Source organism: Novosphingobium sp. KCTC 2891 (assembly GCF_025938155.1).
Lineage (GTDB): Bacteria > Pseudomonadota > Alphaproteobacteria > Sphingomonadales > Sphingomonadaceae > Novosphingobium.
Genome location: NZ_JAPCZG010000009.1, coordinates 34,555 through 49,051 on the forward strand (window position 1 = coordinate 34,555; position 14,497 = coordinate 49,051).

Consider the following 14,497-nt stretch of genomic DNA (forward strand, 5'->3'; position numbering starts at 1 on the left):
GTTTGGTCACAAGCGCGCCTGTTGCCGGGTTCAGGGATACGCCGATGGCATCGCCGCCCCCTCCCCCCACCTTCCGGCTAGCCGACGGGATCGGCGTTGCCCGGTGCGAGGATTCCGTCATCGTTCTTGATGTACCGTGCGATCGCTACCGAAAAGTCGGCGGCGAAGCGGCGGTCGCGCTGCTGGAGATCGCCAATTCGCGCCCGGTTGGCCCGGACCATGCCGGGCTCGCGGCTTTGCATCGTGCCGGCTTCATTGCCGACCGGTTACAATCCGATGCGCCATATCTGGATCCTCGAAGCATCCCGCTCCCGACGTCGAGCGTGCTTGAAGGTGGCGCGCCATTTCGGGCGGCTACCCGCCACGATCTGGGCGTCGTCCTCGACTGTGCCGCGAGCAGGCTGGATCTCCGGCGATGGCCGCTTGAGCGTGTGTTGCGTGCGCTGCGGAACGCCAGACAACGGCGTTCCGCAAAAGAGATCGGCGAGCTGGCCCGCGACTTCGACATGGGACGACGGCTGGCGCCTTTCCGCCCCTGTTGCCTGCCCGATGCGCTGGCTTTCACGCGACGCGCAAGGCGGCATGGCCACGATGTGCGGCTCGTGTTCGGCGTGAAGTGCCACCCGTTCGAAGCGCATTGCTGGGCACAGATCGGCGAGGTGGTGCTGACTGACCCGCTCGAGCGCGTGCTGCGCTTCCAACCGATCCTGGCGCTGTGAATTCCGAACGCTATCTTCTGGTGATCGGTGCAGATCGCCCCCCTGCCCTGCTGTCGCGCGCCGGGGCACAGCTGCCCGGATTCGGCCTTCAACGCCGGGACTTCGGTAAGGACCTTACCCTGTTTGCAGCACCGGGCCTTGGCGTCGTGCAGCATCCGTCATTAGTGGTGATCGGACAGATGTCCGATGCCACCCCGGCCCTGCTCGCGCAATGCGAGACGCCCGATGAGCTCATAACCGAATCCTGGGGCAACTATTTAGCTCTGGGCCTTGGCACCGATGGCAAACCCCACTGGGTAATGCGCGCGCCGCTGGGACATCTTCCTGCCTACCGCAGAAGCGCAAACGGCACCGAAATCATCGGCTCACATCCGGACCTTATCCTGGCCGTTACGGGTGAAAAGCCCGCGCTTGCCTGGGAGTTCGTGGGGCGACATCTCGCGTTCCAACATCTGCAGACCACCGAGACGGGCCTTGCCGGAATCGAGGAGTTGCTCGGCGGGGAAAGCCTGGAACAAGGGCCGAACGGGGCCTGGCATCGCCGCCAAGTGTGGTCGCCCTGGACCTGGACCGCGCAGAGCCGCGAGATAGGCGACCCGCTAAGGGCACGACAGGACCTGCGCGCTAGCGTCGAGCGCGCGGTTGCAGGATTGATCCCGCGCGACGTTCTCTGCCTTCTTGAACTGTCGGGGGGAGTAGACTCTTCGATCCTCGCTGCTGCGCTCGCAGGCCACAAAGCCAACGCACGGGCCGCCACGCTCGTGACCGATGAGCGCGAGGGCGACGAACGGATCTATGCCCGCGCAGTCTCGATCGCCACGGGGCTGCTGCTCGACGAAGTAGCCGTGACCGGGGCGGTCAATCTCGCCCGCCCCGCCAGCATGCGAAGCGCGCGACCCGGCTTGCCGAGGACGCTGTCGCTCGCCGACGACCTGCTGGCCGAGAAAGCGCGCGCCGAGACCATCGGCGCCTTCGTCAGCGGTGCAGGCGGCGATTGCGTGTTCTGCTCGCCCGCCTCGGCCGCGCCTGCCGCCGACGTGTTGCGCCGGTTAGGCATCAGCCGCGCGGCGTGGTCTGCGGTCGATGCTCTGGCGCGGATCCACCACGCCAGCGTGTGGGACGTCGCGAAAATGGCCTGGCGACAGGCACGCGAGCGCACGGCGCAGTCTCAATGGCCGCGGACCACCGGCTTTCTGGCGCAAGACGCTCTACCCACCATCGCACCTGTCCATCCCTGGCTCGCGGAACCGGCCGATGTGCTGCCCGGCAAGCGCAGCCATGTTCGCGCGATCCTCGCAGCGCTTGCCCATGTCGAGGGGTACGGGCGTCACGCACTGGCGCCCTCGCGCTTCCCGCTGCTGAGCCAGCCCGTGGTCGAAACCGCGCTGCGCATCCCTTCGTGGCTATGGATCGAGCAGGGGCGCGATCGCGCGGTCGCCCGAACCGCGTACAGCGGCTTTCTTCCTGCAAGCGTGCTCGACCGACGCACCAAGGGGGGACTCGACAGCTATGCCATTGCGATGCTGGCCCGCAATCGCAACGCGCTGCAGCCGTTCCTGCTCGAGGGACACGTGTCGCGCAGCGGGCTACTCGACCGGCAGAGGCTCGAGGCTGCACTCGCGCGGCAACCTCGTCGCGGCGATGCCGACACTTATCTGCTCTTCCCCTTGATCGACACCGAAGCCTGGGTACGCGCCTGGCTCGACGAGCCATAGCCTCGCCAGCGGACGTATTGCGCGGCCTTGGCGCGATCGGGATCCACCTCGCCGGCCAGCCAGAATCGGAACCAGTCGAGGTTGCGTTCATTGGCAGCAAGCTGGTGGCGAGGCTGCCACTTGATGTGCATTTCCTGGGGGAATGCCCAGAGTTCGGCGGGCTTGCCGGCGCGCTGCAATCGGGACAGCAGCTCGACATTGGACCGATATTCCTGCTCGGGCACCTGCATGAGAAATGGCGCCGAGATCCGGTCCGCGTTGAACGCCGGCGATATCCGCCGCCATCCTTTGCGGTCATGATCGGGATCTCCGATCCCCCATGAACTGCGCAACACACCAGCGACATCGCGCCCGTCGACCGCATTGTACCAATAATAGGCCGGGGTCAGCATGACGTTCGCCACCGACAGCGCCCGGAGCCGGCGGGTGTGGATGGCGAGCCACGCGGCAACCTCGCCGCCGAAGCTGACCCCGCCGACGCCCACGCGCGCAGGATCGATGGTGCCCTCGGACGTCAGCTTGTCAATGATCGTTCCGATGCCGGCTTCAGCTACCGCATAAGCCTCGGTGTTGCGGCCCCCACCGACAAAGCCAGCAGAGCGATTGATGCACATCGCCGCGATCCCATGTGCCGCGAGCGCTCTCAACGGGAATTCGTCGCCAAGCCCGCCGCGCAGATAGCCCGCGCAGGAATAGTAGGTGATGAACAAGGGCACAGGCCCGATGTGCCCAGGCGGCAGAGCAATGAACCCTGCAAAGGGTCGCCCCTTGGCATCGACCCAATTCAGCGGCGCAAAATGGGGCTCACTCGATGGCAATTCAGGATTGGGGGAAGCAAGGGTCCGCAGGGCACCGCTTTGCGGATCGACCAGTACGAGGTGCGGTGGAACATTCGCACTGGCCGCAACGCAGGCGATCACGACTTCGTGCGCCGCGCAGGGATCACCAAGATCTGCGCCCCCTTCAAGCAGACCTTCGCCAGCCACCAGTTGGCGCATGGATCCGTCGGTAAGATTCCAGACGATCAGCGAGGAATTGTTGGGTGTCTGGCGAACCTCGAGCATCACTTCATTGCGGTGCCCGATCCAGCTGATCGATCGCACCTTCGACGGATTGCACAACGCATCGGTACACCGCGCGACTTCCTTCCCATCGGGCGCGGCGAGGACAAGGCGATAGTCCTCCCCTTTGCCAAGCAGAAGGACATTGCCGCGATCATCGCCCGACTCTGCGCGAACCATAACAAATTCGCCGCCTAGCTTATCGAAGCCCTTGATCGGTTGCGCGTAGAGCTGCTGCTCTTGCCCGCTGGCATTGCGCAGTATACCGGATTGGGGATCGAGGATCTCAAGGTGTGGCGCCTGCTTGGGCAAAATACCCCCTTGCTCGAACCAAGCCCCGCGCAAACGACCTGTCGCCCAGCGCCCGTCGATCCAGTCGCCCCGATAAAGCGGTCGCTGTGGATCAACGCTCGCATCGATCAGGGTCCCCCTGTCCTTCTCTTCGTCCTCGGCGAGAGTAATGGCCGCACGTGATTGGCCGACTGCAACGGCAATCTTGTGCCCGTTCTCGAGCGCCGCCACGTCGGTGACGTTCCCGTCCTCGTGGGTCAGTTCGCGCACGTCGTTGCCATCGACCTCTGCACGCCAGACCTGCGCTTCACCCTTCGCAAGCTTGCGGAACAGGATCGCGCGCGAATCCGAGGTCCAGATCGGCGCGCGCGCCAGCATCGTACCATTGAGCAAGGTTGGTTCACCCGCGTCAGCAAACCGCCGTGGCGGTTTGGAACCGTCTGCGGGCGCGACGAACCAGGCAATGTCATATGCGTTCCGGTCGATCGAGGCGCGCGCTTCACGCCAGACGACAAGGCGCCCATCCGGCGAAATCGACGGGCTATCGATGCGGGTCATCTCGATCTCGGAGCGAATCCCGGCCCCGGCCGCGGCCTTTGCCGCAACCGGAGCCAGAACCAGCAGGGCGAGCGCAAGGGGAGCTGAAGCCTTGCGCATCACCATGCCTTTACCAGCTGGAGAGCAATAACCCGACCGGCCGCGCTCGCCTGTTCGGGATCGAAGCCCGATGCCGAATAGGGCGTGCGATTGTTGACGTAGGGCGGATCGCGGTCAAACAGGTTCGTCACGCTGAGCGACAACCGGGTCCCGCGCATCGGGCCATCGACCTCGCCAAAGGTCTTGCTCAACTGGACATCAACGGTCGTCCAGCTGGCAACATGTTCGACCGGACTGACCGCAGTGTTGGCGTAGCCGGCGGTGTGGTTGACGAAACCTGCAAACCCGACACTACCAAGCTGAAGCGATGCGCGACCACGGACGCGATAGCGCACTGGGTTGCCGATCGTGCCAAGCGCTTCGACCACGGGCGATGTCGCGGTAAATTGCTGCGTCAGGTGAAACAGCCAGGTTCCCGACGCACCGATCTCGAAGGCGCCGCCGCGAAGCGGCTTGTGGTAGCCAAGATCAAAGTCGATCCCGTCGAGGTGGTTGCGCGCAAGGTTCGCGTTGCGGGCATCGATCACATAGGCAATCGCCGAGGCGGGAATGCCGAACGGGTTCGCAAAGTTCGGATCGGCATAGAGCGCGGCCAGCGTTGCCGTCGATGGGTTCGCGGTGATCAGCGAGGCGTAGCGGTCACGCTGGGTGAGGAACGTGAAGGCATCGACCGCCGGGTTGAAGATGCGGTCGCGGTAGGAGACGTCGAACCAGGTCATGCTCAATGCAAGGCCGGGCACGGCCTTCGGCCGGAGATCGATACCGGCCGTCAACGTGCGCGCTCGTTCCGGTCCGATCGCAGGATTGTTGCCGAACAGCGCGACGACATTGCTCGATCCGCCAGGCGATGTCGGATCGGATACCGGCAGCGGCACGACCTGGCTGAGCCCTGGTCCCTGACGCACATCGAAGAAGCCTGGCGCGTGGAACGACGTGCCGTACGCGCCGCGCAGGGCCAGCCCTCCGACAGGTTCCCACGTCACGCCAACTTTCGGATTCGTCGTCGTCCCGAAATCGGAATAGTGCTCAATGCGGCCCGCCACCGAGAGCTCGAGCCGGTGGATCCCGGAAATGCCCTGCTCCGGTCCGACCAGCGGCGCCATGAGTTCGGCATAGCCCGCAACGACATGTCGCGAGAGCGGGTAGCCGGTATCGCCACCCGAGATCGGGCTGAGGCTGAAATCGTCGTAGACATAGGCGGAACCGAAGGCTTCGGCCCGGTATTCGGAGCCGACGGCAAGCCGTAGAGCACCACCCGGCAGCGCGAACAGTGGCCCGTCGAACTTCAACCCTGCCGTGGTCTGGCGCGAGCGATCGCGTTGCGTCGCAGAGCCGCGCACCTTGTCGATCGTCGAGGCGTCGGTGTGCGAGCCATCGCCGAACACGTTGAAGGCTGTCGCCGGATTGCTGTCCGCAAGCGCGGCCGCCAGGCGAGCATTGTTGACCTCATTGAGTGAATCCAGCTGTTCGTGCTGCTGGCCGTAGCTGCCATAGACCTCGCCGCGCCACTGCCCGAACCGCGCTTCGAGCGAGGCCGAGGTCGCCCAGTTGGTAACGTGCGCCCTGTTGAGCGGCGCGCCGAGATCCTTCCGGAAGTCGTAGGTGACGCTGACCGGCTGACTGGTGCCGATCGGATCGACGTAGAATGGGTTCGCAGACGTGACCGTGACCGGCGAATTGAGCGCGAAGTAGCGCTGAGACGACTGGCGATCGGCGGCAAAGCCCTGGACGCGCAGCGTGACCGCGGGGGTGATTTCCTGCTCGAAGGCAATGACGCCGGCATGGCGGCGGGTTGCGGGCAGGAGATCGGTTTGGCTACGGCCATCGCCAAGGTTGGTGACGCCGCGGATCAGGTCAGACCCTGACAGATGCGTGCCATCCTGCCCCTTCGGAATGCCATAGACGCTGCCGTCAGCCGCCGTGATCGTGCCCGGGTTGGCATAAGCCTGGCGATAATCGGGGCCACCAAAGCGGCGCAGATCTTCGGTCGCATAAGCGCGGTCCTCCGATCCAAGGCGCGTGCGATCGTAGTATTCGTAAGACCCCATGATTCGGCCAGTGGACCACTTCTTGCCGACGATCTGGCTCGTCTGGAATTCGGTGAAGCCATCCGCGATCCCTGTGCGCAGGCTGGTTTCCGCGCCCTCGAAATTACGGCGGAGCCTGACATTGACCACGCCGGCAACCGCGTCCGAGCCGTAAATTGCAGAGGCCCCGTCAGCGAGCACTTCGATCCGCTCGATCGCGCTCGTCGGGATCAGCGAGAGATCGACGAAGGTGCCCCCTCCCCCGCCCAGCGCGAGCCGGTTGCCTTCCACGAGCGTCAGCGTCGAAGTCGTCCCGAGGCCGCGCAGGTTGACGCTCGCGCCGTAGCCGATGTTGCCGCCGGCATTGTTGCGCGTGGTGAAGCCGACCGTGCCCTCATTGGCGCCGCCGCCGAAGTTCTGCGGGATCGCGGCCATGACCTCCTGGGTCGTGGCAAGGCCACTTTGCTCAATGTCCTTGCGGTCGATCGCGATCACCTGTGCGCCGGCAGGCGCAGACCCGCGAATGCGGGTGCCGGTGACCAGGATCTCCGGGGTGCTCGCTCCACTCCCCTCCCCCGGCAGACGCGCCGGGACCGGCCTGACCGCGTAGGCATCACCGACCTCGACGCTCTGCAAGTCAGACCCTGCCAGCAACAGTGTCAGGGCCTCGCCAACCGTGAACGTGCCGCGCACGGAAGGAGCAAGGCGCGAGCCCACGACTTGCGTATCGGCCAGCACGGTCTGGCCCGATGCAAGGGCAAGGCTGCGCAAGGCATCGGCCAGTGGCTGTGCCGGCAGATCAAGAGGAATGCGGCGGCCGTCGCGCGCGATCGCCGCCTGCGGCGCCACAAGCACAGCTGCTGCCAGCAGCGCAGCAGCGATCGAACGGAAATGGGTGATGGACGTCATGGTTCGTACCTCCCTGGCGCCTCGAAAGGGCGCTCATGGCCGTGGAGACGCCGTGCGGCGCGAACACCCGACAGATATTTTTGAAAAGAAGTCGGTGAGGCGTGCGTGGCGCTAGCGAAGCGCGCGGGACGCGGCCGGCTCGTCGGAGCCGGAAATCAGGGGACAAGGCAAATCCTCAGCCCAGCGCACTTGCGCGGTTCCCCCTCCCCTCCGCTCCCTGCAAATCACTGCAATCCGAACGGTGGATCGATGCCGGATGGTCCGCCCCATCCGCACGCCGACAATCAAGCCGAACGCCGACCGACGTTTACAGGGCAAAGGGCCCGCAGCCGTTCTGGGTAGTCCAAGGCTGTCAGTGACGCCTGAGTTCGATGGTGCCGGTCGCCCGCACGACGTCGAGATCGTTGAGCAGCGCAAGGGTGCGGGCAAAGCTGTCAGGATCGTCGAGACGGAAAGCGCCGCTCAAGCGCTGCGCCGCCACCGCTGGCGCACCGAGGTGAAGCTGGATGGAATTACGCTGATTGAGGAGCGCAATTGCCTCGCCCACCGTCATGTCGCGCCTGGAGGAGAGCTGCTGACCTCGCTGCACTGTTCCTGCATCCGCCGAGCCCGAGACCTTCTCCGCAGTATCAACGCCCTGCCCCGCCGAGAGCAAGTGCGTGGTCCCGTCGCGATCGACAGCATCGGCTTGACCGCTTCGCACATCGATCCGTCCAGCGTTTTCGGTTACGCGGACTTCAAGTTCGGCATCACGTGTTCGGACATTCGCAGTTCCTGCGCCCACCGCCATGACCCGATGATCGCCAGGTGCCACCTCGACCCGCGCATGGCCCGCCCGGAGTTCGATCCGCCGCGTGCTCGCGTCAAACCGGGTCTCGGCACGGCCTTCTCCGATGAGAGTCAGTCCCGTGCCATCTGCAAGCCGCCAGGTGCGTGTTTCACCAGGCCCCGTATGATAGGACCGTGCCTCGACTGCGGCTCCAATGTTCACCACGGGATTGCCGGCAACGAACCGTACCGACAGCGTTCCGACAACAAGCAGGACTGCGCAAGTCGCGGCGACGATATGCGTGCTGCGGCGCATATAGAGCGGTGCGCGTGGCAAAGTCCGCGCCTGGCCCATCGGGCTATTTACGAGCAGCAGGCTTTCGCGCCACGTCCGCTCGGCCTCCGCATAGGCCAGGCGATGCCGAAGATCGCGCGCCAGCCAGGCCGTGAACGCCGGGTCGCTCTTGCCAAGCTCGTCACCTTCGTGCCGTGCCAGCCATTGGGCTGCTTGCTCCCGGATCGAGTCCGGGATCGTATCCTTGCCCGCGCTGTTCATGGCTCGCGCATGTGCTTTGCCAGTTGCTGGATCGCCCGGCTCATCTGCTTTTCCACGGCGCGCACGCTCAACCCCGTCCGTTCGGCAATCTCGACATAGCTATAGCCATCGAGCCGGCGGGCAAGAAAGACATTCCTAGTCATGGGCTTGAGACGATCGAGCGCTCGTTCAAGCCGCCGCAAGCGATCGCGCGCTTCGAGATGACGGACGGGGTCGCTCCCGGCGATTTCGACTTCGTGGAGTGGAACATGGCTATCGGCGTGCTGTCGGTGAGCGGTGCGCGCCTGATCGCGGGCTGCATTGCGTGCCGCTTCGGCAAGGAACGCTGCAGGCGCCTCGATCTCCTCGACGGCACTGCCTCGCCCGGCGAGGCGGACGAAGACCTGTTGCATCATGTCCTCGGCAGTATCGAGGCCGGTGCGCCGCGCAATCCGCCGCAAAAGCGACGGGCGCTCGGCCCGATACATCTCATCGATCAGCGACGCCGATATCGCGTCAAGTTGGACAAGCACGGGGAATGGAGCCTCGCTCATCGCAGGCGCCGCCTGTTGGCCAGATCAATAGTCCGCGTCATCAAAATGCCGGAGCCCCTCACAGACGAGGCGCTCCGGCGAACAACCGGATTCTGAGAACGTGCTTGAAGCGCACGCGCCGACACCTTTGGCCCCAAAGGGCTTGGACATACGCACCGGCAATCCGGCTGCGGTTCGCAGCAGAACGAAGAAATCTCTCAAGCGAGGTTCTCAGGCCTCGGCGCCACCGATGTCCGGCTACGCACTTGAAATCTATGTCAGAAAGATGACCGTGACAAGCCGCTCAACCGCGTGTGATCGCCGAAACCACGTCCAAAGCGGTTTCAAGCGGTACAAAAAGGCGAGTCTGAAAGCGGATGATCTCGGTAAAGCAGCCTTGCGCCTTGTACCAGTCGAGCCGGGCGACCGACCATCCGGTGAGTTCGAGCCGCTGGGCGCCATTGACGAGGCTGCGCTTGAGCGTGAGCGGATCGACACTCGCGACCTCCATCGCGCGGCCCGTGGCAAGCACGGCTTCGACAACCACGTGCGGCGCCAGGGGTGCCCCCTCCCCCAGCCCAAGCGCACGGCACAGCGCGGGCACATGCGCTGCCGGAACCTCGCGGCCGAGCAGCGAGCGCCCGTCACGCGCCGCGATGCGCGAGACGCGAACATGGTCGGAGGGCAACTTGTCCCAGACCGGAAGCAGCAAGCCGGTGGCGAGATGCAGCCGCTCAATCCTGAGCGATGCCCCGGCCTCGTCGACTTCGCCCTGCCAGCATTCGCGGAAGATCTCATGATCGACCGGCTCCCAATTGCTCTCGGCAAGATCGTCGGCGCTCATCCAGGTGCGCTTGAGCGGCCGGATCAGTTCGAACCGGGCGATGCGCGCACCTTCGTCGGTCAGCAGGCTGCGTGCTGGCACGACAAGTGCGATACGGCCCGACCGCGCATTGCGCACCGGGCGGTGCTGCGGATCAGCGGGAGCATGGAGCCCCGCCAAGCGTTCGAACGCCAGTGGTTTGAGGGCGCGCGCGATTTCAAGCTCGAGGAGATGGGTTGTCGCCCCTGAAATCGTATCGGTGCGCAAGAGTGTGTCGGAGACGATCTCGTAGCGTTCGACCGCGATCGTTTCGACACCGAGGTCCAGCGTTCCGGCTGCCCGTGCGGCATCGACCCGCGCTTCGACCAGCCCCAGGAATTCATCAAAGATCGCGTTCTGCAAGGCGATCGGCAGCGCCAGGATGCGGTTGAGCCAGCGCTGGATCGGGGGAAGGTCATCGGCGAGCGATCCATCCGGGTTCTCGATGGAAAGACCGGTCAGCTCCTGGAACCGACCCAGTGACACGGCGTCGAGCTTGCCCTGGAACAGCAGGCCGAACCAGCGATGCAGCGCCTCCTTTGCGTAGGAGCTCTCGAGGTTGTCTGCCGGATCGAACAGGTTCTGACCGCCGGTCTGACGCTGGCCGCGCGTCAGCGCGCCAAGGCTGTCGAGGCGACGGGCGATGGTCGAGATGAAACGTCGCTCTCCGCGGACGTCGGTCGTGACCGGGCGGAACAAGGGGGCCGATGCCTGATTGGTGCGATTGGTTCGCCCCAGCCCCTGGATCGCCGCGTCGGCACGCCATCCCGGTTCGAGCAGGAAGTGCACGCGCCGCGCCTGGTTCTTCGCGGCAAGGTCGGCGTGGTAGCTTCGGCCCGTTCCCCCGGCGTCGGAAAAGACCAGGATACGCTTGTCGCCGTCCATGAAGGCCCTGGTCTCGACAAGGTTGGCGCGCGGACTGCGCGACTGGAGCTTTTGCCGCCCGTCGGCGCCGATGATCAGACGCCTGCCGCGCCCCGTCACTTCGGCGACAGCATCAACGCCGAACCGCTCGATGATGGCATCGAGCGCCGGCGCGATCGGCGGGAGGGCACAAAGTTGCTCGATCATCCGGTCGCGCGCCGCGACCGCTGCCCGGCACAGCACGGGGTTGCCCTGTTCATCGATCATCGGCTCGGATCGGGGATTGCCGTTCTCGTGGGTGAACACCGCCATCAGCCGGACCGGGAAGCTCTTCTCAAGATACAGCACAACCGCTTCGCGCGGTGACAGGTCGATCTCGAGCGCTTCGCGCTCGGCATCGGACAAGTCGGCGAGCCGCCGATCGAGCATGGCCTCGGAGGTCGAGACGAGTTGGACGACGACGGCATGGTCCGAAGAGAGCGCCGCCTCGATCGCCGGAAGCAGACTGGGAAACTTCAGGGAAAGGAGCAATTGCGCGAAGAACCGCTGCTTGGTCCCCTCAAAGATCGACAGGGCAGCGGACTTGGCACCGCTGTTGAGCGTGCCCCCACCGTCGCTGTCGACAATGCGCGTTGCTTCGAGGGCTTTGCGCAGGTTCGCATGGATCACCGCCCAGGCGTCGGCATAGACGTCGTAGACGGCGACCTGATCGGGCGTCAGCGCATGTTCGAGGATCTCGTACTCGACGCCCGCGAAGGAAAGGGCGCGCGCGGTGTAGAGACCCAGTGCCTTCAGGTCGCGCGCGACGAGTTCCATGGCCGCGATTCCGCCCTCGCGGATGTCGGCGACGAAAGCCTCGCGGTTGGCGAACGCGGTTTCTGGTCCCCACAGACCCAGCCTTGTCGCGTAGGCGAGGTTGTTGACGTCCGAAGCGCCGGTGGCCGAGGCATAGAGCACACGGGCACGCGGCAGGAGATTTTGCAGGCGAACCCCGGCCACGCCCTGTTCCGATCCCTTGACCTTGCCTCGCGAGCCTTCGCCACCCGCCGCGTTGGCCATGGCATGCGCTTCATCGAAGACCAGCACGCCGGAGAAATCTTCCCCCGCCCACGCGAGAATCTGATCAAGTCGCGTCGCATCGTTCCGGCCTGATCGCAGCGTCGGATAGGTGACGAAGATAATACCATCGCCCATCGCCACCGGGGCGCCCAGTTTCCATGTGCCCAGAGGCTGGATGTCGATGGGAAGGCCCCCCAATGCGGTCCAGTCCCGCCGCGCATCCTCGAGCAGTGCCTCGTTCTTCGACACCCAGATGTGCCTGCGCTCGCCCCTTAGCCAGCGGTCGAGGATGACGCTTGCAACCTGCCTGCCCTTCCCCGCACCGGTGCCATCGCCCAGAAAATACCCCATGCGGTAGGCCGCGCCCTCGGCATCGGAGACGAGTGCGCAGCCCTTGTCCTCGGGGCGAAACTTGCCCGGCAGATCGCGCGCATGGGCGCTCGCAGCGTAGATCAGCGTTTCGGCCTGTGCTGCGGAAAGCCCTCCATTTTCGATCAGGCCTGCCGGTAACTGCGGAACCTCGGTCGGAATTGGTGCGGTGATCGAACCCATCGCCACTGATTCCACCAGAGGCGTCGGATGATCGACCGCGCCGTCGATCCGGATACGGCTCGGCCTGTAGGGTAGATAATGACCAACCTGCTCCGCGATCGGGGCGGGTTCATTCAAGGCTTCGAATGCGCAGGGCGCTGCCCCCGCCTTCCCCGCGGTGCGTGCCGGTGGCGGGGCAATCGCCGTCCGGCCGGCCTTGGACAGGATCGGCAATCGCAGCGGCGTTCGCCCCGGCATCGTCCGGTCCGGCTCCGCGCGTTCGCGCGGGGCAATCGCCTCGACCAGTTCGGCAAGACGGGCAAGATCACCGGTCCTGGCAATGACGGGCCTGCCCTTCCCCGCGACTTTGTCGATCACGACAAGGCGCGTCGCGATCGATGTGCCATGCCGGACAAAGGCGCGATCAATCCCAAGGTTGGCCCGCAATATCGAGCCCATTTCGAGGCTCGGCATGAAACGGTGAAGGTCGAACCATTCAGGAAGGATCGCGACCAGACGCCCGCCGGAGGCCAGTCGCTTCCATGCAGAGCGAACATGGCGCGCCGCGGTCTGGCCATCGTGCCCGCGCTCGATCCCGTGTGAATAGGGCGGATTCATCAGCACAACCGACGGCAACAACGCGGGATCGAGGAGATCGTCGATCAGTTCGCCATCGTGCCCGCTGATCGTGGCGTCAGGGAAGATGTACCCAAGGCACTCGCGCCGAAGCGGCGAGATTTCGTTGAGCACAAGGCGCGCACCCGCCTTTGCGGCCCAGACTGCCAACATGCCCGTGCCCGCCGAAGGTTCAAGCACGCAGTCCGTCTGCTTCAGCCCCGCAGCCCTCGTGGCAAGCCAGGCGAGGCGTGGCGGTGTTGCGAACTGCTGGAGTTCGATCTGCTCCTCGCTGCGCACCGTCTGGTTTGGCACCAGGCCCGCGGCGATCTCAAGCAGGCCCTCGACGACCACCGGGAGCGACGCGACACTAAGGCGCGGATTGTCCCGCAGCCACAGCACCTGCCCCAGTTCGAGCGCAGCATGGGCATCGCGCACCGACCAGCGCCCTTCGGCATCGCTGCCGCCGAACGCCGTCGCCATGATCGAATTGAGGACGCCGCGATCAACCCGCTGGATCGCGGTGAGACGTGCGGCAACCGCGCGGGCGGCGACCAGCATCAGCGGCTCGGCAGGAACATCGAAAGCAAGGGCAAGACTGGAACCGGACATGGGACCTCCTGACGAGGCCCCTGAACCTGCGAGGCCTCAGCCTCCCCTTCCCCCCTCCCCTTCCGAAGGATTGGACGCATCATGGTTTGCTGCCGCCATCAGGACATCGTTCCAGTCCTGGCCGCCAATCGGCGGGCAATGGGTGAACATCGTCCTTCCGCGCCTGCCATGCGCAGCGCGTGCCCGAGTTTCCGCAAGCCTTCCGCCCTTGTCGGCATCGATGAACAGGTGAAGTTCGGTGACGCAGTCGGGGATCGCAACCTTGCCGAAACGTTCGTTGCCGAGCGTGGCCCAGCACGGAATGCCGAATATCTGCGTGGCGGACAGAGCCGTCTCGATGCCTTCCGCCAGTCCCAATCTGCTGGCGACAGCCCCACCAAGGCGGACGGCGCCTTCCCCGAGATGTCCGAGCGCACGCTTGGGTGTATCGACCTTTGCCACCCGGTCCGTTTCCGTATCGAGGAAGGTGCGATGGATGGCGACCAGCGCGTCGTTCGAACGCACCGCACCAACGATCGCAGGATAAAAGACCGTCAGGGGACGAGGGTAAAGTGGGCAGCGGGGATGGAAACGCAGCTCTGGCGGCAGGATTGCGAGGTTTCGATCAGCGAGATACCGCTCGCCAACAGTCCCCTCAAGGTGTCGCGCCGCCCGCCACAGGCGCAACCAGTTGCCCTCTCGGGCCGGTTCGAACTTCAAAGGGGGTGCATGGGAGCACAGGGGGATGCGCCGCAATTCT

At 65.1% G+C, this 14,497-nt stretch carries 8 protein-coding genes; 2 read left to right on the top strand and 6 right to left on the bottom strand.

The annotated features are described in order from the left end of the window. The first annotated feature begins 44 nt into the window (after nucleotides 1-44). Nucleotides 45-719, top strand: coding sequence for a lasso peptide biosynthesis B2 protein (locus OLX02_RS15860; protein ID WP_264424441.1), 675 nt, complete (start codon nucleotides 45-47; stop codon nucleotides 717-719). Continuing rightward, nucleotides 716-2,434, top strand: a complete 1,719-nt coding sequence (locus OLX02_RS15865) for an asparagine synthase C-terminal domain-containing protein (protein WP_264424443.1) — start codon at nucleotides 716-718, stop codon at nucleotides 2,432-2,434. The genes OLX02_RS15860 and OLX02_RS15865 overlap by 4 nt, the downstream gene beginning before the upstream one ends. Here the strand turns inward: OLX02_RS15865 and OLX02_RS15870 are convergent. The 6 genes from OLX02_RS15870 to OLX02_RS15895 all read right to left on the bottom strand — a co-directional run bounded on the left by OLX02_RS15870 (nucleotide 2,371) and on the right by OLX02_RS15895 (nucleotide 14,457). Beyond that, on the bottom strand, nucleotides 2,371-4,449 hold the full coding sequence (locus tag OLX02_RS15870) for an Atxe2 family lasso peptide isopeptidase (RefSeq protein WP_264424445.1): 2,079 nt from the start codon (nucleotides 4,447-4,449) through the stop codon (nucleotides 2,371-2,373). The two genes, OLX02_RS15865 and OLX02_RS15870, sit on opposite strands and share 64 nt — an antisense overlap. Continuing rightward, nucleotides 4,443-7,379, bottom strand: coding sequence for a TonB-dependent receptor (locus tag OLX02_RS15875; RefSeq protein ID WP_264424447.1), 2,937 nt, complete (start codon nucleotides 7,377-7,379; stop codon nucleotides 4,443-4,445). The genes OLX02_RS15870 and OLX02_RS15875 overlap by 7 nt, the downstream gene beginning before the upstream one ends. Nucleotides 7,380-7,731: 352 nt before the next feature. Beyond that, nucleotides 7,732-8,703, bottom strand: a complete 972-nt coding sequence (locus OLX02_RS15880; protein ID WP_264424449.1) for a FecR family protein — start codon at nucleotides 8,701-8,703, stop codon at nucleotides 7,732-7,734. After that, nucleotides 8,700-9,236, bottom strand: coding sequence for a sigma-70 family RNA polymerase sigma factor (locus tag OLX02_RS15885; protein ID WP_319641258.1), 537 nt, complete (start codon nucleotides 9,234-9,236; stop codon nucleotides 8,700-8,702). The genes OLX02_RS15880 and OLX02_RS15885 overlap by 4 nt, the downstream gene beginning before the upstream one ends. Nucleotides 9,237-9,519: 283 nt before the next feature. Next, nucleotides 9,520-13,758 carry a strawberry notch family protein gene (locus tag OLX02_RS15890; RefSeq protein ID WP_264424453.1) on the bottom strand — a complete coding sequence of 1,413 codons (4,239 nt, stop codon included), beginning with the start codon at nucleotides 13,756-13,758 and terminating at the stop codon, nucleotides 9,520-9,522. Between the two features lie 36 nt (nucleotides 13,759-13,794). Next, nucleotides 13,795-14,457, bottom strand: a complete 663-nt coding sequence (locus OLX02_RS15895; protein WP_264424455.1) for a toprim domain-containing protein — start codon at nucleotides 14,455-14,457, stop codon at nucleotides 13,795-13,797. Between the last annotated feature and the right edge of the window lie 40 nt (nucleotides 14,458-14,497).

Excerpts from the sequence above, each read along its gene's own strand:
- OLX02_RS15860 (WP_264424441.1), top strand. The coding sequence starts at position 45 with ATGGCATCGCCGCCCCCTCCCCCCACCTTCCGGCTAGCCGACGGGATC.
- OLX02_RS15870 (WP_264424445.1), bottom strand. The coding sequence starts at position 4,449 with ATGGTGATGCGCAAGGCTTCAGCTCCCCTTGCGCTCGCCCTGCTGGTT.
- OLX02_RS15875 (WP_264424447.1), bottom strand. The coding sequence starts at position 7,379 with ATGACGTCCATCACCCATTTCCGTTCGATCGCTGCTGCGCTGCTGGCA.
- OLX02_RS15880 (WP_264424449.1), bottom strand. The coding sequence starts at position 8,703 with ATGAACAGCGCGGGCAAGGATACGATCCCGGACTCGATCCGGGAGCAA.
- OLX02_RS15885 (WP_319641258.1), bottom strand. The coding sequence starts at position 9,236 with ATGAGCGAGGCTCCATTCCCCGTGCTTGTCCAACTTGACGCGATATCG.
- OLX02_RS15890 (WP_264424453.1), bottom strand. The coding sequence starts at position 13,758 with ATGTCCGGTTCCAGTCTTGCCCTTGCTTTCGATGTTCCTGCCGAGCCG.